Source organism: Microbacterium sp. BWR-S6Y, assembly GCF_041379845.1.
Lineage (GTDB): Bacteria > Actinomycetota > Actinomycetes > Actinomycetales > Microbacteriaceae > Microbacterium > Microbacterium hydrothermale.
Window position 1 is genome coordinate 93,505 of sequence record NZ_JBFECV010000005.1, and the last position, 20,590, is coordinate 114,094.

Genomic DNA, 20,590 nt, shown 5'->3' on the forward strand with positions numbered 1-20,590 from the left:
GGCGTTCTCACGCCAGGATGCGCTGCAGCTCCACGACCGCTTCGGGCCGGGCGCTCACGCCGAGCTTGAGGTAGATCGACCGCACCTGGCTCTTCACCGTGTTCAACGACACCCCGCGGGTGCGGGCGATGTCGGCGAGGCTGAGAGGCGTGAGCAACAGGTCTGCCAGAGCGCGTTCGGTCGGCGTGAAGCCGCGCAGTTCGTGCGACGGTCGCGGCGCCTCGACCGGCGCGGCCACCGACGCCAGTGCCTTGCGCACGTAGGCGGCGGTCTCGCCGAGATGCGGGTGGGTCTCCACGGCGGCATCGACCAGCGCGATGCACTCCTCGGGCGGCAGCATGATGAACGGGGTCATGGAGTTGCCGGTGCGCGCGATAAGGAGCAGGGCCGACTCCATGCTCTGCGACGCGCGACGGTCGTTGCCCAGGCGCCGGAACGCAATCGCACGCCGCAGCAGCAACGGTGTCAGCGTGCGCAGACAATGGTCGGCGTCGCATGCGACGCAGCCATCGGTCTCGGCGAGAAGTTCTCGTTCACGGCCGAGCAGCAGGAGGGCGCCTCCTCTTTGCATCGCGAAGCAGATGCCGTGGCCCTCGGGGCTCTCGGCGGTGGCGAGAGAGGCGAGCGACTCGGCATACTGACCCTGGGCGAGCAGGATGTCGGAGCGGATGCACAGCAGGAAGTCGCGGATGAACCGGTGGCTCGTGCTGCGTTCGCTCCCGTGCAGCAACTGCTGGCTCGCGGCGAGACCGGCGGCGTAGTCGCCCCGGATGAGCTGCCCCATGACGTCGATTGCACGTGCCGAGTACAGGCAATAGGGATCTTCAGGGTTCACGAGGGCGAGTTCGTGCGCGACGGCGCGCAGGCCGTCATGGTCCATACGCGCCGCCGAGACCAGGGAGCGCGCGAGCAGCAGGAGGTAGGACGATTCCTCCGAGGGCCACCGGTTCGCGCGGAAGAGCAGTGCGGCGGACTGCATGGCCGGGTCGGCGGAGGTGTATTCGCCGTTGAGCGCGTACCCGAGTGCCGTGGCGGTCAGCGCGTAGAAGCGTGTGCTGTCGTTCTCGGCGAACAGCTGAGCCTCTTGGCCGAAGCGGACCGCCGCTTGCGGCACGCCGACGGCGCACAGGTATTCGCCGACGCTGGCCAGCAGAAGAGCGCGAGCGTCCATCGACAGGGTCGCGGGACGGATCAGTCGGGTACCCTCGAAATACCGCGCGACCAGAGCGACGCCCGCGCCGAGGGCATCGCGCCGGGCTCGGGCGGCGAACATCGCCGCGAGCGTGCGAGCGCCCTCGTCGGTCCAGGTGCGCGGCGGGTCGAATGCCTCGACCTCCGCCAAGAGCGACAGATGGCGCAGATCGGGGATGCCGCGCCCGGGCGGCAGCCGAAGAGCGGTGGTCTGCAGAGCGCTGCGCAAGGCGATGCGCGCGTCGATCGATGTCTGCGAACCGGGCATCTCGCCACCCCCAGGACCTTATTTCACCTGACACCTTCGTGCAGTCGGGAATCATTCCCATTAGCGCGATCTGACGCATAGTACTTCGGACGCTCAAGTTGTTGCTGGGGTGAGTGCATCCCCGGCTGAAGGACCCTCCGCGGTTCGGGTGTGACATCACCCGGTCGCCTGTCGCTGCTCACCCCGTGCGCGTCAGTCCGCCACGGTGGGCTGTGCGCGCCGACACGGGGGAGGAGTGCACGCGACCGCTCGCGTGACGGGGGTGCGTCGTCCGCTGCGACACGCCGCGGAGAATGAGACCAAATCGCACAGAATCCGCGTAATTCCGCGGATCGGTTGATACTGTCGAGGCGGTCGCTCGACCACCGAGGAGATTCCCTCCTCGTCCGATGAACGAGAGGCGACACCACCGTCGCCTGGAGGACAAACCACATGGCCGACAAGTCCATCACCAAGACCGAGCTCGTCGCGAGCATCGCCAGCGCGACCGGGCAGAGCCAGTCCGCCGTGTCGGGCGTGCTCGACTCCCTCTTCTCCACCGTCTCCGAGGCGGTCGCCAAGGGCAGCAAGGTCTCGATCCCCGGCTGGATCGCCTTCGAGCAGGTCGCCACGTCGGCTCGCACGGGCCGCAACCCGCAGACGGGCGAGGAGATCTCCATCCCCGCCGGCAAGCGCGTCAAGGTCACCGCGGGCTCCAAGCTCAAGGCCGCCGTCAAGTAAGACGACGCCGAACGAACGAAGGGGGGATGCCCAGCGGCATCCCCCCTTCGTCGTTCCCCCGCGACGTAGGCTGGAAGGGTGAATCCCCGTCTGCTGCGCGTGGCGGGACCCGTCATCCTGATCGTGGTCTCGCTGATCGCCGTCGTCGTGGGTCTCGCCTACGGCGGGGGAGCCGCGGCGCCCCAGTTGGCCGATCCCGGCCCGGTCGTCCGGTGGGGCCTGCCGATCGCGACCGTGGTGGTCAACCTCTCGGCAGCCGCGATGGTCGGTTCGCTCGTGCTGGCCCTCTTCGCGCTGAAGGCGGGGGAGCGGCCGTTCGAGATCGCGCTCGACACGGCCTCGATCGGTGCCGCGGTGTTCACGGTCGGCGCGGCCGCGACCGGCTACCTGACGTTCCTCAACGTCCTCAACGCCAAACCCACCCTCGACGCGGTCTTCGGACAGCAGCTCGGCCGCTTCCTCGTCGAGAGCTCGGTGGGGCAGGCCTGGCTGGTCACCACCATCGCCGGGGCCGTGCTGACGGTGCTGACGTTCGCCGTCCGATCCTGGATCCCGACGATGCTCGTCGCGATCGGGGCCCTCGCCGCCCTCATCCCCATGGGAACCCAGGGGCACACCGGGGCCGAGACGAGCCACGACGCGGCCGTCACCTCGCTGGTGCTGCACATCGTCGCCGCCGCCGTCTGGCTCGGCGGTCTGATCCTCGTCGTCGTGCTGCGGCCCGCGATGTCGCGCCCGCAGGTGCAGACCCTGCTGCTGCGCTATTCGTCCCTCGCGCTCGTGGCGTTCATCGTCGTGGCGATCTCGGGGACCGTGCGCGCCTCGATCGGCCTGCAGGGCCTGCAGAACCTCTGGTCGGCCTACGGCGCCCTCGTGCTCGTGAAGGTGGGCGCCCTCGTCGCGATGGGCGTGCTCGGCGCGTGGTACCGCCGCCGGCTCATCGCGCGCATGGCGGACGAGCCCGGATCCCGTCGGTTCTGGGGCGTGGTCTCGCTCGAGCTGGTCTTCATGGGCATCGCCAGCGGCGTCGCTGCGGCCCTGGCCCGCACGCCCCCGCCCGGGGAGGCGTCGCTCGTGGGCACGTCGCCCGCCGAGGTGCTCACCGGCAGCCCCCTGCCGCCGGAGCTGACCCCGGAGCGCTGGTTCACCGCCTGGAACGTCGACCTGCTGTGGACCCTCATCGTCCTGGGGGGACTCTTCTTCTACCTCGCGGGCGTCTGGCGCCTGCTGCGCCGGGGCGACTCCTGGCCGATCGCGCGCACGGTGCTGTGGTGCCTCGGCATGCTGTCGGTGTTCTGGGTGACGTCCGGACCGCTGAACGTCTACCAGGACTACCTCTTCAGCGTGCACATGATCGGGCACATGCTCCTGTCGATGGCGATCCCCCTCATGCTCGTCGCCGGCGCGCCGGTGTCGCTCGCCGCGCGCGCGATCCGCAAGCGCGACGACGGCACGCGCGGGGGGCGCGAGTGGATCCTGTGGGCCGTGCACAACCCGGTCGCGAAGGTCCTCACCAATCCGTACGTCGCGGCGGGACTGTTCATCGGCTCGCTGTGGGCGTTCTACTACACCGACCTGTTCCGCTGGTCGCTCTACGACCACGTCGGCCACATCTGGATGGTGGCGCACTTCCTCGTCACGGGCTACCTGTTCGTGCTGAGCCTCATCGGCATCGATCCGGTGCCGTACCGCCTGCCGTACCCGATGCGCCTGCTCGTGCTCATCGCGATCATGGCCATGCACGCGTTCTTCGGCATCGCGATCATGATGAACTCGGGCCTCATGGTGGCCGAGTGGTTCGGAGCGATGGGGCGGACCTGGGGCGTCACCCCGCTGCAGGACCAGTACGCCGGCGGCGGCGTCGCGTGGTCGGTCGGCGAGATCCCCACGCTCATCCTCGCGATCGCGGTGGCGATCCAGTGGAGCCGCAGCGACGAGCGGCAGCAGCGCCGCCGCGACCGGCACGTCGACCGGGTGGGCGACCTCGAGCTCGACGCCTACAACGAGGAGCTCGCGCGTCTGGCCGAGCGCGACGCCCGGGTGGCGGCGCGCGGCGGACGCTGACGCCCCTCAGTCTCCGGAGCCGCCGCCGACCAGGATCGACGCCGTGCCGTCGGGCAGGACGCTGATCTGCCCGTCGACGCGGAACGGGACGTCTTCTTCGACCGTGCGGACGCTGCCGTCGAAGATCGAGCGGATCTCGACGTCGATGTGCGCGACCGCCTTCGCCGACGGGATGCGCCATCCGGAGCCGTCGGGGACGACCGTCACGACCGGCTGCTCGACGATCGACCAGGTGGGCGCTCCGTCGATGCGGTTGCGCACCGTGTAGCCGAAGGGGCAGCCGGTGGGCTGCAGCACCTTCTGCTCGGCGCAGGAGGTGAGGAAGTCCTCCACCCGCGTCTGCACGACGCCGATGAACTCCTCGGTGGGTTCGGCCTGCACGTCGACCGGGATGCCGGCCAGGGGCGCGTCCGCGAGCACCGCGACCCCCGGGGTGGCGGAGATCGCGGTGTCGACGTCGACGGAGTACAGCCCCGGCGAGAAGACGAGGAGGGGGACCGCCGCAGAGGGGTCGGCGTCGGCCCCGTCGACGGACACCTGTCGCTTGTCGACCTCGAACCCGTTCACCGCGAAGCGCATCGACCCCATCACGGTGAGCTTCATGACAGAGAGGGGACTGCGCGCGAAGCGCCAGCGCGGCAGGAGCCCCTCGCCGGGGTCGTGCTCGATCGCGAAGGTGGTCGTTCCGGAGTAACCGCCCGCGGTGTAGCTCACCGTGACGCGCGCCTGGTCGCCGTCGACGCTCTCGCCGGTCACGGCGGCATCGGTCAGGGACGCGAGGGCGTCGGGGCGCAGCAGTGCCTCCGAGGCCGTTGCGGGCAGACCGATCGCCTCGAGCTCGGCGGAGTCGACGGCCACTCCCGGCACGGCGAGCGCCTCGGCCGTGCGGTGATCCTGCAGCAGTTCGAGGTAGTTCAGCACGAAGGCGCGAGGGCTGTAGACCTCGCGGTACAGCGATGCGGCCCCCGCGCCGAGGGCGGCGAGGAGGAGCACGCCGATCACGGCCATTCCGAGGATCTCGCGTCGTAGGCGCGTGCGCGCACCGCTGACGCCCCGGAGCGTCGCGGGGCCCCCGCCTGCGTTGTCCACGCCTCCAGTGTAGGAAGTGCGCCTGGACGGGGGCCGCGCGTGTCACGGAGCGACGAGCGACTGCACCACCGCCACCGCCGCGAGCTGCCCGCCGGCGATCGCCGCGGCGAGCGAGAACATCGGTCCCGGGAGGTGGTCGGCCTGCGCGAGATCGCCGACCGCGTAGACGCCCTCGACACTGGTGCGCCCGAATGGGTCGGTGCGCACCGCCCCGGAGTCCTGCCGCTGCACGCCGAGCCGGTCGAGAAGGTCGCCACGCGGACGCCATCCGGGGGCGATGAAGGCCCCCGCGACGTCGAGCGGTCCCGAGTCGAGGTGCAGACGCAGCCCGTCGTCGAGACCGTTCACCTCGCGCACGGCCGCGGGATCCACCACGTGGACCTCGGATGCCACCGGCTCGAGCATGCGCGCGACCATCTCGGCGTGCGTCCCCGCGTTGATGACGGCGACGGGGCGCCCCGCGAACTCGTGACCGTGGCAGAACGGACAGCTGGCCACGGTGTCGCCCCAGTGCGCGGCGAGGCCGGGAATCGGCGGCAGATCGTCGACCACGCCCGTCGCCAGGATCACGGCGGTGGAGCGGTGCTCCCGCCCGTCGGCGACGACCCGCACGACGCCGTCGTCCGCCGAGATGTCGGAGACCGCGGCATCCGTCGTCTCCACGGTGTCGTAGGCGGCGATCTCGGCGCGGGCGATGCGGCGCAGCTCGGCGGGATCGCGTCCGTCGTTGGTGAGGAAATTGTGCGCGTGGCGCACGGTGCCGTTGCGGTACTCGCCCGAGTCCAGCAGGAGGGTGCGGCGGTGCATGCGCCCCAGGGTGAGGGCCGCCTGCAGGCCCGCGGGGCCGCCCCCGATGATGATCGCGTCGTACACGATGAGTTCCTTCCGCTTGCGTTCGCGTCCATCGTGTGACTTCATGTCGACATGAAGTCAAGTGGGGAGTCCATCGGCGAGGCCGCGGCACGTTTCGGCCTCGACACCCACGTGCTGCGGTACTGGGAGGACGAGGGGCTGCTCCGGCCCGCGCGCGACGGCGCCGGACGGCGCCTCTTCGCTGAGGACGACGTCGTGCGCGTCGCGGTCATCCTGCGCAACAAGGCGGCGGGGATGTCGCTCGAGCAGATCCGCGTGCTGCTCGACGAGGGGGCGCCCGACCGGCACCGGGTGCTCGAGGAGCACATCGCCGAGCTCGACCGGCGCGCCGCCGACATCGCCGAGGCGCGCGCGATGACCGAGCACGCGCTGCGCTGCCGGTCGCACGACATCACGCAGTGCCCGCGCTTCCGCAGCCACGTCGGCGACGTGCTGTCGGGCGAGGCGCGCTGGCTTCTCGACCGCACCGAGCCGAGGGGCGGCCCGGTCGGCGCGGCATCCGGGTCCGCTCCCGCGTGATGGAAGGGGCGGCCGACGGAAGCCGCGATCCACACGGGGCCGCCGCCCGCGAGCGCTGCGAACTAGCATGAACCGGTGACCACGCCGCCTCTCTCCGCCGAGCAGCAGGCGCTGTTCCGGCTGATCGAGGACACCCGTGAGCACGTCTTCGTCACGGGGCGCGCCGGCACCGGCAAGTCGACCCTGCTGCAGCACCTCGCCTGGAACACGAAGAAGCAGATCGCCGTGTGCGCACCCACCGGGGTCGCCGCGCTCAACGTCGAGGGCCAGACGATCCACTCCCTCTTCCGCCTGCCGATCGGGCTGATCGCGAACGGCGACATCGATCAGAACGACGCCACGCGCAAGATCCTCAACGCGATCGACACGCTCGTGATCGACGAGATCTCGATGGTCAACGCCGACCTCATGGATGCCATCGACCGCTCACTCCGCCAGGCCCGGGGTCGGCGGTCGCAGCCGTTCGGGGGAACGCAGATCGTCATGTTCGGCGATCCGTACCAGCTGGCGCCGGTCCCGCCGCGGGGCGACGAGATGCGCTACATCCGCGACCACTACCGCTCGTTCTGGTTCTTCGACGCGAAGGTGTGGTCGGGGGAGGCGGCGACCGACGGGCTCATCGACATCGGCCGGCACGGCGCCGACCTGCACGTCAACGAGCTCGTCGAGATCCACCGGCAGTCCGACCCCGGGTTCAAGCAGCTGCTCAACGCGGTGCGCTACGGGCGCGTGACGGCCGAGATGGCCGGCATCCTGAACACCGCCGGGGCCCGCACGCCCCCGCACCCGGCCGACGGCGAGCACCCGATCATCACCCTCGCCACGCGCAACGACCGCGTCAACACCATCAATCGCAAGCACCTCGACGAGCTCATCGGGCGCACGCAGACCGCGAACGCCGAGATCTCGGGGGACTTCGGCCGCGGTGAGGCCAACTACCCCGCCGAGATGGAGCTCACGCTCAAGGTCGGCGCCCAGGTCATGTTCCTGCGCAACGACGGGGCTCAGTTCGGCGAGGCGCCGCGCTGGGTGAACGGCACGATCGGCACCGTCACGCGCATCGCGGGCGACAGCGTGCGGGTCGAGGTCGACGGCGTCGAGCACGACGTCGAACCCGCCGTGTGGGAGAGGTACCGCTACGCCTACGACCCGGGCACCAAGAACCTCTCGCGCGAGATCGTCGCGGAGTTCACGCAGTTCCCGCTGCGTCTCGCGTGGGCCGTGACGATCCACAAGTCGCAGGGCAAGACCTACGATCGCGCGGTGGTCGACCTCGGCGCGGGCGCGTTCGCCCCCGGCCAGACGTACGTCGCGCTCAGCCGGCTCACCTCGCTCGACGGGCTCTACCTGTCGCGACCGCTGCGCCCGAGCGACATCCGGGTCGACGAAGACGTGCGCCGCTTCATGAAGCAGGCCTGGCTCGCGCGACAGGATGCCGCGCAGGCGTGAGCCTCAGGCGACGTGCGCGCCCTTGGCGCGGGTCAGGTCGGCGAACAGCTCGGTGGTGAAGCGGTAGGCCACCAGCACCTCGGCGATCACGCGTTCCTTCTCGGCGTCGTCCCAGGGGGCGGCGTCGAGCTGCTCGCGGTAGACGGTCTTGAACGCCCGCGGGTCGGCGATGTCGCCGAACAGCAGGAAGCCGATGCCGTTGGTCTCGAACCCGAACCGGCGCCGCATGAGGCGCCCGATCGAGGGCCCGCCCGAGAGGTCGCCCAGGAGGCGCACGTAGTGGTGGGCGACGAAGCCGCCCGGCCAGGTCGCCGCGACCCGGCGGATGCGCGAGACGTAGGCCTGCGTCGTCGGCAGGGGGTGGACGCTCTCGCGCCAGTCGGCGCCGATCAGGAAGGCCAGGTCGGATTCGAGCGCCGGCAGGCGGGAGTGGCGGTCGCGGAGGAACACGGATGCCACCGGGTCGAGCCGCATGCGCGCGGCGGCCTCCTCGAGGGCGGAGTAGATGAACCAGTGCTGGGCGACCAGGGCGATGTAGTCGTCGCGGGTGCCGGCGCCGGTGAGCAGGTCGGTCATGAACCCGTCGCACTCGGTGGAGGAGTGCGCGCTGCTCGCGCGTTCGCGCAGGGCGAGGGAGAACGGGACCGGGGCGTTCATGCGGCCATCATACGCACTGACTTAGGTCTGCCTAACCCCTGATTCGCTGTGCGTCGCGGGCCGCGTCCTCAGTCGTGATGCAGACGTGACGCCCGGGCGGTGCAAGGGGCGGTTGCGCTCAGGTGCCGTGTGTTTGAATCGACGGAGCGCGCGCGTGTCGGCGCGCGGAAATGCCTGGGGGTTACCAATGCGCAGATGGCGTCGTTCCGCGGCCATCGCGATCGCGAGTGCCGGCGCTCTGGCGGTCGCGCTGAGCGGCTGCACGCCGCAGCAGTCGGTGTCGATCGACGTTCCGGCCCAGGTCGACGCCCCTCTTCCCGATGCCACCGTCGCCGAGCTGCAGGATGCCGTGACCTCGGCCATGACCGCGACCGGGTCGACCGGGGCGATCGTCGGTGTGTGGGCGCCCTGGAGCGGCACGTGGGTGTCGGGCGTGGGCGCGCAGAGCCTCGCGGGCGGTGAGGTCACGAGCGACATGTCGTTCCGCGCGGCCGAGGTGACCGGGGCGATGACGTGCGACGTGCTGTACGAACTCGCCGCGGACGGCACCCTCTCGATGAGCGACCCCGTCACCACGTGGGTCAGCAACCTCCCCGGGTACGACGACATCACCCTGCGCGAGTTGTGCGACGGCACCTCGGGTCTCGCCTCCTACACCGCGACCCTCGAAGGAGCGGTGCTCGGCAACCCCGAACGCGTGTGGAACCCGCGCGAGCTCATGGCCTACGGCATCGCCCGGCCCCGCCTGAACGCCCCGGGCGCCGCGTACGGCACCTCCGCCACCAACTACCTCATCGCGGGTCTCGCGGTCGAGCGGGCGACGAACGAGCCCCTCGCCACGGTGCTCGCCGAGCGCGTCGCGCAGCCGCTCGGGCTCTCGTCGACGTTCCTGCCGGCGCCCGCCCCCGCGACCCCCGGCCCCTCGTCGCTGAACGGCTACTGGTCGCAGCCGAACGCCGAGGGCGTCTGGAACTGCACCGAGCCGGCCGACTTCACCGAGATGTCGTCGAGCTACGGCGGTGCCGCGGCCGGTGCGGTCACCTCGATCACCGACCTCGGACGCTACGCCCAGGCCCTCGCGACGAAGGCATTGCTGCCCGCCGACAGCGACCGGTTCGCGAACCCCGTCCCCGTCGGTCCCGACCAGCCGTCGTGGTTCACGGCGGCCGGGGGGACCTTCCAGGCCGGTTCGCTCATCGGACAGTTCGGCTGGACGCCCGGGTACATGACCGCCGCCTTCGCCGATCCCGCGACCGGGATGTCGGTCGCGGTCGTGCTCAACAACTCGGGTGGCAACAAGCTGACCAGCGCCTGGCTCGCCTGGGAGCTCGCGGCCATCGCCTCGAAGGCCCCCGCGGCCGCGGGGCAGACGCTGCCCGAGGCCGGACTGCCCTGGACGGCCCAGCAGATGCGCGACAACATCGTCGGCAACGCCATCTGCGCCGCCCCCGCCTCGTGATCCGGTCGTGACCGCCCGCGGCGGACAGGGCTCGGCCGCCGCTCTCGTGCTCGTCGGCCTCGCCTGTCAAGAAGTGGGCGCCTCGTTCGCGGTGATGCTTTTCCCCGAGACCGGGCCGCTGGGCATCGTGATGCTGCGCCTGCTCTTCTCGGCGCTCCTGCTCCTGCTCATCGCCCGACCCCGTCTGCGCGGTCACACCGGGGTCGCGTGGCGCTCGGTCCTCGTGTTCGGCCTGGTGCTGGCATCCATGAACGGGCTCTTCTACCTCGCGCTGGACCGCCTTCCCCTGGGGGTCACGGTGACCATCGAGGTGCTCGGGCCGCTGACCCTGTCGATCCTCACCGCGTCGGGAGCGGCGCGCTGGCTCTGGGCCGGTCTCGCCCTGGTCGGCGTCGTGGCGCTCGGCGCCGGCGGGTGGGACCGTCTCGACGCCCTTGGCGTGGTTTTCGCCCTGGGCGCGGCCGTCAGCTGGGCGTTCTACATCCTGTCGTCGGCGAAGGTCGGGCGGCAGTTCCCGCGACTCGACGGCCTTGCGCTGGCGATGGCGTTCGGCGCCTGCCTGGCCCTTCCCTTCGGTCTCTGGCAGGCCGGCCCCGCCCTGCTGCGCGTCGACATCCTCGCGCTCGGCGCGGCCGTGGCGCTGCTGTCGTCGACCATCCCGTACGCCCTCGAGCTCGTGGCGCTGCGACGGCTGCCGGCCTCGGCGTTCGCGATCATGATGAGCCTCGGTCCCGCGACGGCGTCGATCGCCGGCTTCCTGCTGCTCGGTCAGCACCTGTCATGGCTCGAGGTCGTCGGCATCGCCCTCGTCATCGCGGCCAGCATCGGCGCCGTGCTCGCCGCCACCCGGCGCGGTGCGGTCGGGGCACGGCATCCGGGACCCGACGCCGACGAACCGCTCAGCGAGCCCGTCGGCTGAGACGAGGGATGCCACGGTCCCGACCGGGGCGCAAGGGGGCCGTCGGACGCGCGGGCGCTGGCGAGGATGACGGCATGAGCGACGACGACGACCAGACCCGGAAAGACTTCGACGCGGCGGTCAACATGACCGCGAGCGAGCTGAAGAAGTGGCTCGACACCGACGATTCCAAGGCGGTGGGGCAGAAGAAGGACGGCGGGGAGTCGACCGGTCACGAGAGCGGGCGCCACATCGTGCGCATCCTCGAGAAGAAGAGGGCCGACCTCACCGACGACGACCTGGCCCACATGCGCAAGGTCGTCGGCTACGTCAAGCGGCACAGCGCGCAGAAGCCGAAGGGCGACATCACCGACACCGACTGGCGCTTCTCGCTGATGAACTGGGGCCACGACCCGAAGAAGTGACCGGGCTCGCGTGAGGATGTCGTGAGGATCGCACTGCAGTCATCGCCGGGCACGGTACAACGGTAGACATGCCCATCATCGACAGCGCGGTCTACGTCGACGGTCGCCGGATCGAGAATCCCTCGAGCCTCGACCAGACCTTCGAGTACATGGAGGCCCACGGCGGGATGGCGTGGATCGGCCTGCTGCGGCCCTCGCCCGACGAACTCGAGCGAGTGGCCGCGGAGTTCTCGCTGCATCCACTCGCCGTGGAAGACGCGCTCGCCGGGCACCAGCGCGCAAAGCTCGAACGCTATGGAGACAATCTCTTCGCGGTGCTGCGTCCCGCCCGATACATCGACGAGACCGAGACGGTCGAGTTCGGGGAGCTTCACGTCTTCATCGGTCGTGAGTACGTCGTCACCGTGCGCCATGCCGAGGTGCCCGACCTGTCGCAGGTGCGCAGGCGACTCGAGCGCGCGCCGGCGCTTCTGCGGCGCGGTCCCGAGGCGGTGCTCTACGCGATCCTCGACGAGGTCGTCGACCAGTACGACCCCGTCGCGCGCGGGCTTCAGAACGACGTCGACGAGATCGAGGACGGGCTGTTCAGCGACGGTGGTGCCGATCTCACCCAGCGCATCTATCAGCTCGCGCGCGAGGTCATCCACTTCCAGCGTGCCGTCGAACCGCTTCGCGACATGCTGGAGGCGCTTCTGCGCGGCGCGGACAAGTACGGCGTCGACCTCGAGCTGCAGCGGTCGCTGCGCGACGTGCTCGATCACGTGCTGCGCCAGTGCGAGAAGCTCACCGCCCTGCGCGCCATCCTCGACAACGCCCTCACCGTCAACGCGACGCTGGTGACTCAGCGTCAGACCGAGACGGCGCTCACCCAGAACGAAGAGGTCAAGAAGATCTCCGGATGGGCGGCCATTCTGTTCGCCCCCTCGCTGGTGGGGGGCATCTACGGAATGAACTTCACCCACATGCCGGAGCTGAACTGGACCTTCGGCTATCCGATGGCGCTGGGGCTCATGGCGGCCACCTCGGTCGGGCTCTGGCTCGCCTTCAAGCGCAAGCGCTGGCTCTGATCATCGGGGCCGGGTCGCGGGCGCGAATGCCGGGGTTCGCGGCGCGCTTCCTGGACAGGTGCTGCGCGAAACGCACGATGGGTACGTGAAAGACACCACCTCGGGCTCCGGCGACGCGGCCGCACCGATCCACACCTCGACCGTGCAGCTCGAGGACAGCGGCTACCACAAGCGGCTGACCTCGCGTCAAGTGCAGATGATCGCCATCGGCGGGGCGATCGGCACCGGCCTCTTCCTCGGTGCCGGAGGTCGACTCGCCCAGGCCGGACCCGCGATCGTGCTGTCGTACGCGGTCTGCGGCCTGTTCGCGTTCTTCATCCTCCGCGCGCTCGGCGAGCTGGTGCTGCACCGCCCGACCTCGGGATCGTTCGTGTCGTACGCGCGCGAGTTCTTCGGCGAGAAGGCCGCGTTCGTGTCCGGGTGGTTCTACTGGATCAACTGGGCCACCACGACGATGGTCGACATCACCGCGGCCGCGCTGTACATGAACTTCTTCGGCAAGTACGTGCCGTGGATCGCCGCGGTGCCGCAGTGGGTGTGGGCGCTCGCAGCCCTCGTCACGGTGCTCGCCGTGAACCTGGTGTCGGTGAAGGTGTTCGGGGAGCTGGAGTTCTGGTTCGCGCTCATCAAGGTGGCCGCGCTCGTGGCCTTCCTGCTGGTCGGCATCTACTTCGTCGTCTTCGGCACGCCCACGGGCGCCCCGACCGGGTTCTCTCTCATCGCCGACAACGGCGGGTTCTTCCCCAACGGCATCCTGCCCGCGATCATCCTCATGCAGGGCGTCGTGTTCGCGTACGCCTCGATCGAGCTCATCGGCACGGCCGCCGGCGAGACGAAGAACCCCGAGAAGGTCATGCCCCGCGCGATCAACTCAGTGATCATCCGCGTCGCGGTCTTCTACGTCGGGTCGGTGCTGCTGCTCTCGCTGCTTCTTCCCTTCACTGCGTACTCGAAGGACGAGAGCCCGTTCGTCACCTTCTTCGCGTCGATCGGCGTGCCCGGGGTCGACGTGATCATGAACCTCGTCGTGCTGACGGCAGCGCTGTCGTCGCTGAACGCCGGCCTGTACTCCACCGGCCGCATCCTGCGCTCGATGGCGGTCGCGGGGTCGGCGCCGAAGTTCGCCGCCCGCATGAACAAGGCGGGCGTGCCCTACGGCGGTATCGCGATCACGGCGTTCGTCGCCCTCTTCGGCGTGGTGATCAACTACGTCAATCCGAGCGACGCGTTCGAGACCGTGCTGAACGTCGCCGCGGTCGGCATCCTGGTCACCTGGGCGACGATCATCATCTGCCAGATGCGACTGAAGCAGCTCGCGGACCGGGGCGAGCTGGTGCGCCCGTCGTTCCGCCTGTTCTGGGCGCCGTACACGGGATACCTGACCCTGGTGTTCCTCGCGGTGGTGCTCGTGCTCGTCTTCATCGACTCCCCGGCGACGCTCGTGGTCGCCGTCGTGGCGAGCCTGCTGATCACGGCGGGCTGGTTCGTGTGCCGCAAGCGCATCGCCGAGCTCGCCGCCGAACGTGAGGGCTACACCGGCACGGTGCCGGTGGTGCCGAGCCCGTTCCCGCAGCCGCGCGACAAGAAGGACTGAGCCCGGGCTCACTCTCTCGGCGGCGCTCGGGCTTCGGCTCGGGCGCCGCTGTGGTGCGCGCGGCGGCGGCGGCGATCGAGCGTCCAGAACACCCGGACCGAGCTCGGGGCCGCCCGGGTGTTCTGGAAACCCGCGGGGGAATCGAGCGCGCCGCGCGGGTCAGGAGGAGAAGGGCCAGCCCGTGTAGGCCTCGGCGAGGGCGGCGCGGCCGTGGGCGGACTCCACGACGGAGCGCAGCTCGCCGACCTGTCGGCGACGGTCGAAGTCGGTGGCATCCGGGGCCACGTGCAGCAGGCTCGTCATCCACCACGAGAAGTGCTGGGCCTTCCAGATGCGGCGCGACGCCGACTCGGGGTAGGCGTCGAGGGCGCGCTCGTCTCCCTCGAGCAGCGAACGGCGCAGCGCCTCGGCGAGCAGGCGCACGTCGGCGATCGCGAGGTTCATGCCCTTCGCGCCGGTCGGGGGCACGGTGTGCGCCGCGTCGCCGGCGAGGGCGACGCGTCCGCGCCGCAGCTCGTGCGCGACGAAGCTGCGGAAGCGCAGCACGTCGCGCTGGAAGATCGGCCCCTGCTTCAGCGTCGTGCCGGGCACGCGCTTCTGCAGTTCGTCCCACAGCTGCTCCTCGGTGAAGGCCGCGGTGTCGGTGTCGGGGTCGCACTGGAAGTACATGCGCTGCACGGTGTCGGAGCGCTGGCTCACCAGCGCGAAGCCGTCAGGGGAGTTGCTGTAGATCAGCTCGTCGGCGCTCGGCGGCGCCTCGCACAGGATGCCGAACCACGCGAAGGGGTATTCACGGAAGTACCCGCCCTGGCTCGATCCGGTCACCGCGGCCCGGGCCACGCTGCGCGAGCCGTCGGAGCCCACGACGAAGTCGGCCTCGATCTGCAGGGGACGCCCCTCGGCATCGCGCGCGAGAACGCGGGGACGGTCGGTCTCGGCATCCGCGATCGCCTCGGCGGTCACGCCGAAGCGCAGATCCTGGCCCGCGGCGAGGCGCGCGGCGACGAGGTCTTTCAGCACCTCGTGCTGCGGGTAGAGCCACACCGCGCGACCGACGGTCTCGGCGAAGTCGATGCGGTGCCCCTCGCCCTCGAAGCGCAGCTCGATGCCGTCGTGGCGGTGACCGACCGTGCGCGCGCGGGAGTGCGGGCCGAGGTCGTCGAGCAGCTCGACGGTGCCCTGTTCGAGGATGCCGGCGCGGATGGTGCTCTCGATCTCGTCGCGCGAGCGCTGGTCGATGACGACCGAGTCGATGCCGGCCCGGTCGAGCAGGTGCGAGAGCAGGAGCCCCGCGGGTCCGGCGCCGACGATGGCGACGCGGGTGCGGACGGTGGTGGTCATGGCGCTGTCTCCTTCGACGGTGGCTGAGTCGATGGTGCCCGTCGCGGTGCGACTCCCACGGCGCTGCTCTCATTGATCGGGATACCGCGCGGCATCCTTCCGTCGAGACCTGACGGGTCGAGCGGGGCGCCGCGGGTCAGCGACGGAAGCCGAGGGCGCGCTCGGTGTCGCGGGCCGCGCGGTGCAGCTCGACGAGCGCGTACTGCGTCTCGGCGTCGCGCGGCAGCACGGCCGACAGGGCCGCGATCACGGCCCCGGTCTCGTCGCGCACGGGCACGGCGACGCCCGTCGACACCTCGTCGACGTAGCCCGGCGCGATGACCCGGCCGAGGGTGCGGATCTCGGCGAGCGTGCGGCGCAGCGCGGCGGGATCGACGATGGTCGAGGGGGTCACGGCGCGCAGGGGACCGGCGAGCACGCGCTCCTGCAGGTCGTGCGGGGCGAAGGCCAGCAGCACCAGCCCCGACGACGACGCGTGCAGCGGGAGGCGCCCGGCCACGCGTGTGACGTTCGCGCCCGAGTCGGGCGCGCTGAGGCGCTCGAGGAAGAGCGCCTCGTCGTGCTCGAGGATCGCCAGCTGCGTGTGCTCGCGCACGCGCTGCTGCACGCGCTCCATCGCGGGCAGGGCGGCCTGACGCAGGCGCAGGGCGTGCGACGACCGCGTCGCGAGCTCCCACAGCCGCATCCCCACGCGCACGCGGCGCTCCTCGTCGCGCTCGAGCAGTCCGGCCTCGACGAGCTCGTTCACGATGCGGTGCGCCGACGAGCTCGGCAGGCCCGCGCGTCGGCCGATGTCGGCCGTCGTCTGCGCGGTGCGGGTGGGGGTGAAGGTCTCGAGGATGCGCACCAGGCGGTCGGTCACCGAGTCGCCCGAGGGGGAGTTGGCCACACTCCAGGATGCCACGATTCCCATTCACCGGGAACGTTCTGGCGCGCGCCGGGCCGGTGCCCGACGATGGGGAGGTCGAAGGAGACCCCATGACGAACGCCCCCGCGGCCGCCCCCGAGACCTTGCTGGCGGCCCCCGACCAGGCCACGCAGGACGAGATCGTCCGCGAGATCCGCGCCCGCCACGCTGAACTCGACCGCGCCGAGGCCGCGGGAGAGCGCGTGCCGGCCACGGCGCACGACTTCCCCGCCTATCGCTCGAGCGTGCTGCGCCACCCCACCAAGAACCCGAAGCTCGTTGACCCCGAGACGATCGAGTTGTTCTCGCCCGCGTTCGGTCAGCGCGACGTCGCCGCGATCGAGTCCGACCTGACGCTGCAGCACGCCGGGGAGCCGCTGGGCGAGCGCATGAGCGTGCAGGGGCGTCTGCTGGACTCATGGGGGCGCCCCGTGGCGAACCAGCTCATCGAGATCTGGCAGGCCAACGCGGCCGGTCGCTACATCCACCAGCGCGACCAGCACCCCGCCCCGCTCGACCCGAACTTCACCGGCGCCGGCCGGGCGATCACGAACGAGAACGGCGAGTACCGTTTCACCACGATCAAACCGGGGCCGTACCCGTGGAAGAACCACCGCAACGCCTGGCGCCCGGCCCACATCCACTTCTCGGTCTTCGGCTCCTCGTTCACGCAGCGGCTCGTGACGCAGATGTACTTCCCGGGCGACCCGCTCTTCGCGCTCGACCCGATCTACAACAGCATCCCCCGGCAGAGGGACCGTGACGCCCTCGTCGGCGTCTACGACCACGACCTCACCTCGCCCGAGTGGGCGACGGGGTACCGCTTCGACATCGTGGTCGACGGTCCGGATGCCACATACTTCGAGCCGGAGGACGAGGCATGACCCCCGCCAAGACCCACCGCGCCACCCCCGGGCAGACGGTCGGGCCGTTCTTCGCGTACGGCCTGGAGTACCCGCGCCAGCACGAGGTGGCCTTCCCCCACTCGCCCGGGGCGATCGTGCTCTCGGGCACCGTCTTCGACGGCGCCGGCGCGCCCATCCCCGACGCGCTGGTGGAGATCTTCGGGGCGGATGCCGACGGCTCGGTGCCCCGCGCGCGCGGGGCGTTCCGTCGCGACGGGCACACCTTCACCGGCTTCGGCCGCGCCTTCACCGACGACGAGGGGCATTACGAGTTCTGGACGCGCGAGCCCGGCGGCATCCACGGTCGCCCCGGCTTCTTCGCCGCGATCGTGTTCGCGCGCGGCCTCCCCGACAAGCTGCACACGCGCATCTACGTGCCGGGGGACGCCGACGCGCTCGCCGCGGATCCGCTGCTGTCGTCGCTCGACGAGGCGGAGCGCGCTAGCCTCGTCGCGACCCGGACGCCCGACGGGTACCTGTCGCACGACATCCGGTTGCAGGGCGAGAACGAGACGGTCTTCCTTGCCTTCTGACGCCCTCCTCCCGATCGACGTCGGTCTGCTCGCGCCGGTGAGCGTCGGGCACGACGCGCTGCTGTCGGACGGGGCCGTGCTGTCGACGATGATCCGCGTCGAGTGCGCCCTGGTCGCGGCGTACGTCGAGGTGGGGGCGGCTCCACGCGAGGCGCGGGTCGAGATCGACCACGTCTTCGGGATCGACGAGAAGTACGGCTCCCCCGAGCGGGGCGTCGAGGTCGACCGACTCGTGCGCGAGGGCGTGGCGGGGGGCAACCCCGTGATCCCGCTCGTGGGGATGCTGAAGGCGCAGGTTCCCGAGGAGCACCGCGCGTGGATCCACCGGGGCGCGACGAGTCAGGACATCCTCGACACCGCCCTCATGGTCGTCGCGCGCCGCGCCGTCGAGCAGACGCGCCGCTCGACCGCGAACGCCGCCGTCTGGGCCCGGCAGCTCGCCGAGCGTCACGCCGACGACGTCGCCGCCGCGCGCACCCTGACCCAGCACGCCGTGCCCACCACGATCGGCGCCCGCGCCGCGACCTGGGCGCGCGGGCTGGAGCGCGCCGCGCAGCGCCTGGGGGAGCTGACCTTCCCCGCCCAACTCGCCGGGGCGGGGGGAACCCTCGCCTCGTTCGTCGAGATCACCGGGTCCCAGGATGCCGCGAACGCCCTGCCCGCGGCCCTCGCCCGCGCTCTGGAGCTCGACGCCCCCGAGGCCCAGTGGCACACCTCCCGCTGGCCCGTCACCGAGATCGGCGACGCCCTCGTGCAGGCGATCGACGCCCTCGGCAAGGTCGCCGCCGACGTCGCGACCCTCGGTCGTACCGAGATCGGCGAGGTCTCCGAGGGCGTCGGCGGCGGGTCATCGGCGATGCCGCAGAAGCAGAACCCGGCCGAGGCGGTGCTCATCCGTTCCGCCGCGCTGCGCGCGCCCCACCTCGCGGCGACGTTGCACGTGGCATCCGCCCTCGCCGTCGACGAGCGCCCCGACGGCGCGTGGCACGCTGAGTGGCCGACCCTGCGCGAGCTGCTGCGCCTCGCGGTCGGGGCGTCGGCGCACGGCTCGTCGCTGCTCGCGCACCTGCGGGTCGACGTCGAGGCCGCGGCGAGCAACGCCGGGCGGACGGGCGGGCGCATCGTGAGCGAGAGGCTGCGCGGCGTGCTCGTTCCGCTCATCGGCGCGGAACGCTTCGCGGCCCTGCTGGCGGGCGAGGGCGACCTCGCGCCGCGGCTGCGGGCGATCCCCGAACTGCAGGGCACCGGTGTCGACATCGCCGCGCTCGTCGACCCCGCCGCCTACCTCGGCCTCGCCCCCCGCCTCGCGCGCGGCACGCACCTCGGAGGCACCGCATGACGAACGCCCTCATCGCCCTGACGGCTCCCGTCGGACCGGAGGGCGCCCCTCTCCTCGTGCTCGGGCCGTCGCTGGGAACCTCGACGATCCTGTGGGACGACGTCGTGCCGCTCCTCGCCGCCGACTACCGGGTCGCCGCGTGGGATCTGCCCGGTCACGGCGCAGGTCCCATCGCGCGCGAGGCGTTCACGGTCGCCGATCTGGCGGACGCCGTGGCCGCGGCTGTGCCCGACGAGACGTTCCTGTACGCGGGGGTGTCGCTCGGTGGAGCGACGGGGCTCGAGCTCGCCCTGCGGCACGGTTCCCGGCTGCGGGGCGCCGCGATCGTGGCATCCGGAGCCGTCCTGGGCGATCCCGCGTCGTGGGCCGAGCGTGCCGCCCAGGCGCGCGCCCAGAGCACGTCGAGCCTCATCGTCGGCTCGGCCCAGCGGTGGTTCGCGCCCGACTCGATGGCGCGCCGCCCCGAGATCAGCGGACGCCTGCTGCACGTGCTGCAGGACGCCGACGACGACAGCTACGCGCGCTGCTGCGAGGCGCTCGCCGCGTACGACGTGCGCTCTCGGCTCGGGGACGTCCCGGTGCCCGTGCTCGCCGCGTGGGGGGAGTTCGACCAGGTGGCGCCCGAGGCCAAGGCCGTCGAGATCGCCGAGGGGGTCGCGGACGGGCGTGTCGTGCGCATCGACGACGCCGGTCACCTGCCCCCCGCCGAGCAGCCCGAGGCCGTCGCCTCGCAGTTGCGCTCGTTCTTCGCATCCGTCTCGAGAGGGGACGCCTGATGGCCACCGACCAGGAACGCCACGACCAGGGGATGGCCGTGCGCCGCGCCGTTCTGTCCGACGCCCACGTCGACCGGGCGACGGCGGCGGCGACCGACCTCACCGCCGACTGGCAGGACTTCATCACGCGCGTGGCCTGGGGGGACGTGTGGTCGCGCCCGGGGCTGGACCGTCGGTCGCGCTCGATCGCCGTGCTGTCGTCGCTCATCGCGCACGGCCATCACGAGGAGCTGGCGATGCACCTGCGGGCGGCGATCCGCAACGGCCTGACGATCGACGAGATCCGCGAGGTGATCCTGCAGTCCGCGATCTACTCCGGCGTGCCGGCCGCGAACACGGCATTCCGCATCGCTTCGGAGGTGTTCGCCGAGGGAGCGTGAGTCGCCGGCGATTGTCGCTCCGGGCTCTGTGAAAGCGACAGAATCTGGCGACTCACGCGCGTGGATACCGCGCATCAGAACCCCTTATGTCGAAATAAGGCATAAGGGGGTAGCGTCGAAGCGAACCCCAGAGAGA

At 71.1% G+C, this 20,590-nt stretch carries 20 protein-coding genes; 14 read left to right on the forward strand and 6 right to left on the reverse strand.

What is annotated here, in order from left to right; translation table 11 throughout:
* Positions 1–7 precede the first annotated feature (7 nt).
* Entirely contained in the window at positions 8–1,459 is a 1,452-nt protein-coding gene (locus AB1K56_RS12145) for a hypothetical protein (RefSeq protein WP_371205857.1), read from the reverse strand.
* A 432-nt stretch (positions 1,460–1,891) separates the two neighbouring features.
* On the opposite strand from AB1K56_RS12145, the gene AB1K56_RS12150 reads away from it, so the two are divergent.
* Complete coding sequence (locus tag AB1K56_RS12150) at positions 1,892–2,179, forward strand: HU family DNA-binding protein (protein WP_013584778.1); 288 nt, start codon at positions 1,892–1,894, stop codon at positions 2,177–2,179.
* A gap of 78 nt (positions 2,180–2,257) precedes the next feature.
* The gene (locus tag AB1K56_RS12155) at positions 2,258–4,243 is read left to right on the forward strand and encodes a cytochrome c oxidase assembly protein (RefSeq protein WP_371205858.1); all 1,986 of its coding nucleotides are present in this window, start codon (positions 2,258–2,260) and stop codon (positions 4,241–4,243) included.
* A 6-nt stretch (positions 4,244–4,249) separates the two neighbouring features.
* Here the strand turns inward: AB1K56_RS12155 and AB1K56_RS12160 are convergent, their stop codons facing one another.
* Entirely contained in the window at positions 4,250–5,332 is a 1,083-nt protein-coding gene (locus AB1K56_RS12160; protein WP_371205859.1) for a hypothetical protein, read from the reverse strand.
* Between the two features lie 42 nt (positions 5,333–5,374).
* Positions 5,375–6,250, reverse strand: coding sequence for an NAD(P)/FAD-dependent oxidoreductase (locus AB1K56_RS12165; RefSeq protein ID WP_371205860.1), 876 nt, complete (start codon positions 6,248–6,250; stop codon positions 5,375–5,377).
* A gap of 6 nt (positions 6,251–6,256) precedes the next feature.
* Between AB1K56_RS12165 and AB1K56_RS12170 the strand changes: the two genes are divergently transcribed.
* Together AB1K56_RS12170 and AB1K56_RS12175 are read left to right on the forward strand one after the other, a co-directional pair.
* Complete coding sequence (locus tag AB1K56_RS12170; RefSeq protein ID WP_371205861.1) at positions 6,257–6,724, forward strand: MerR family transcriptional regulator; 468 nt, start codon at positions 6,257–6,259, stop codon at positions 6,722–6,724.
* A 75-nt stretch (positions 6,725–6,799) separates the two neighbouring features.
* Entirely contained in the window at positions 6,800–8,173 is a 1,374-nt protein-coding gene (locus tag AB1K56_RS12175) for an ATP-dependent RecD-like DNA helicase (RefSeq protein WP_371205862.1), read from the forward strand.
* A 3-nt stretch (positions 8,174–8,176) separates the two neighbouring features.
* Here AB1K56_RS12175 and AB1K56_RS12180 read toward each other — a convergent pair whose 3' ends face one another.
* Complete coding sequence (locus AB1K56_RS12180) at positions 8,177–8,830, reverse strand: heme oxygenase (biliverdin-producing) (RefSeq protein ID WP_136588264.1); 654 nt, start codon at positions 8,828–8,830, stop codon at positions 8,177–8,179.
* Between the two features lie 187 nt (positions 8,831–9,017).
* Here AB1K56_RS12180 and AB1K56_RS12185 point away from each other — a divergent pair, with 187 nt between their 5' ends.
* The 5 genes from AB1K56_RS12185 (at position 9,018) to AB1K56_RS12205 (ending at position 14,273) form a co-directional block, all read left to right on the forward strand.
* Complete coding sequence (locus AB1K56_RS12185) at positions 9,018–10,289, forward strand: serine hydrolase domain-containing protein (protein WP_371205863.1); 1,272 nt, start codon at positions 9,018–9,020, stop codon at positions 10,287–10,289.
* 7 nt (positions 10,290–10,296) lie between these two features.
* On the forward strand, positions 10,297–11,208 hold the full coding sequence (locus AB1K56_RS12190; protein ID WP_371205864.1) for a DMT family transporter: 912 nt from the start codon (positions 10,297–10,299) through the stop codon (positions 11,206–11,208).
* A gap of 74 nt (positions 11,209–11,282) precedes the next feature.
* Positions 11,283–11,612: a DUF3140 domain-containing protein gene (locus AB1K56_RS12195; RefSeq protein ID WP_371205865.1), complete on the forward strand. Its 330-nt coding sequence runs from the start codon at positions 11,283–11,285 to the stop codon at positions 11,610–11,612.
* Between the two features lie 68 nt (positions 11,613–11,680).
* The gene (corA, locus tag AB1K56_RS12200; RefSeq protein WP_371205866.1) at positions 11,681–12,679 is read left to right on the forward strand and encodes a magnesium/cobalt transporter CorA; all 999 of its coding nucleotides are present in this window, start codon (positions 11,681–11,683) and stop codon (positions 12,677–12,679) included.
* Between the two features lie 127 nt (positions 12,680–12,806).
* Positions 12,807–14,273: an amino acid permease gene (locus AB1K56_RS12205; protein ID WP_371205997.1), complete on the forward strand. Its 1,467-nt coding sequence runs from the start codon at positions 12,807–12,809 to the stop codon at positions 14,271–14,273.
* A gap of 159 nt (positions 14,274–14,432) precedes the next feature.
* Here AB1K56_RS12205 and AB1K56_RS12210 read toward each other — a convergent pair whose 3' ends face one another.
* Positions 14,433–15,614 (reverse strand): 4-hydroxybenzoate 3-monooxygenase, encoded by a 1,182-nt coding sequence (locus AB1K56_RS12210; RefSeq protein ID WP_371205867.1) that lies wholly within the window; start codon positions 15,612–15,614, stop codon positions 14,433–14,435.
* 136 nt (positions 15,615–15,750) lie between these two features.
* Entirely contained in the window at positions 15,751–16,518 is a 768-nt protein-coding gene (locus AB1K56_RS12215) for an IclR family transcriptional regulator (RefSeq protein WP_371205868.1), read from the reverse strand.
* A 74-nt stretch (positions 16,519–16,592) separates the two neighbouring features.
* On the opposite strand from AB1K56_RS12215, the gene pcaH reads away from it, so the two are divergent.
* From pcaH to pcaC, 5 genes are read left to right on the forward strand one after another with little or no spacing between them, the layout of a single operon-like run.
* Entirely contained in the window at positions 16,593–17,405 is an 813-nt protein-coding gene (gene pcaH / locus AB1K56_RS12220) for a protocatechuate 3,4-dioxygenase subunit beta (RefSeq protein ID WP_264631952.1), read from the forward strand.
* Positions 17,402–17,959: a protocatechuate 3,4-dioxygenase subunit alpha gene (gene pcaG / locus AB1K56_RS12225; RefSeq protein ID WP_371205869.1), complete on the forward strand. Its 558-nt coding sequence runs from the start codon at positions 17,402–17,404 to the stop codon at positions 17,957–17,959. The genes pcaH and pcaG overlap by 4 nt, the downstream gene beginning before the upstream one ends.
* Positions 17,949–19,298: a lyase family protein gene (locus tag AB1K56_RS12230; RefSeq protein WP_371205870.1), complete on the forward strand. Its 1,350-nt coding sequence runs from the start codon at positions 17,949–17,951 to the stop codon at positions 19,296–19,298. The genes pcaG and AB1K56_RS12230 overlap by 11 nt, the downstream gene beginning before the upstream one ends.
* A complete protein-coding gene (locus tag AB1K56_RS12235; RefSeq protein WP_371205871.1) occupies positions 19,295–20,074 on the forward strand; it encodes an alpha/beta fold hydrolase in 780 nt (259 codons plus the stop codon). Before AB1K56_RS12230 ends, AB1K56_RS12235 begins: the two co-directional genes overlap by 4 nt.
* A complete protein-coding gene (gene pcaC, locus AB1K56_RS12240) occupies positions 20,074–20,454 on the forward strand; it encodes a 4-carboxymuconolactone decarboxylase (protein ID WP_136588274.1) in 381 nt (126 codons plus the stop codon). Before AB1K56_RS12235 ends, pcaC begins: the two co-directional genes overlap by 1 nt.
* Positions 20,455–20,590 lie beyond the last annotated feature (136 nt).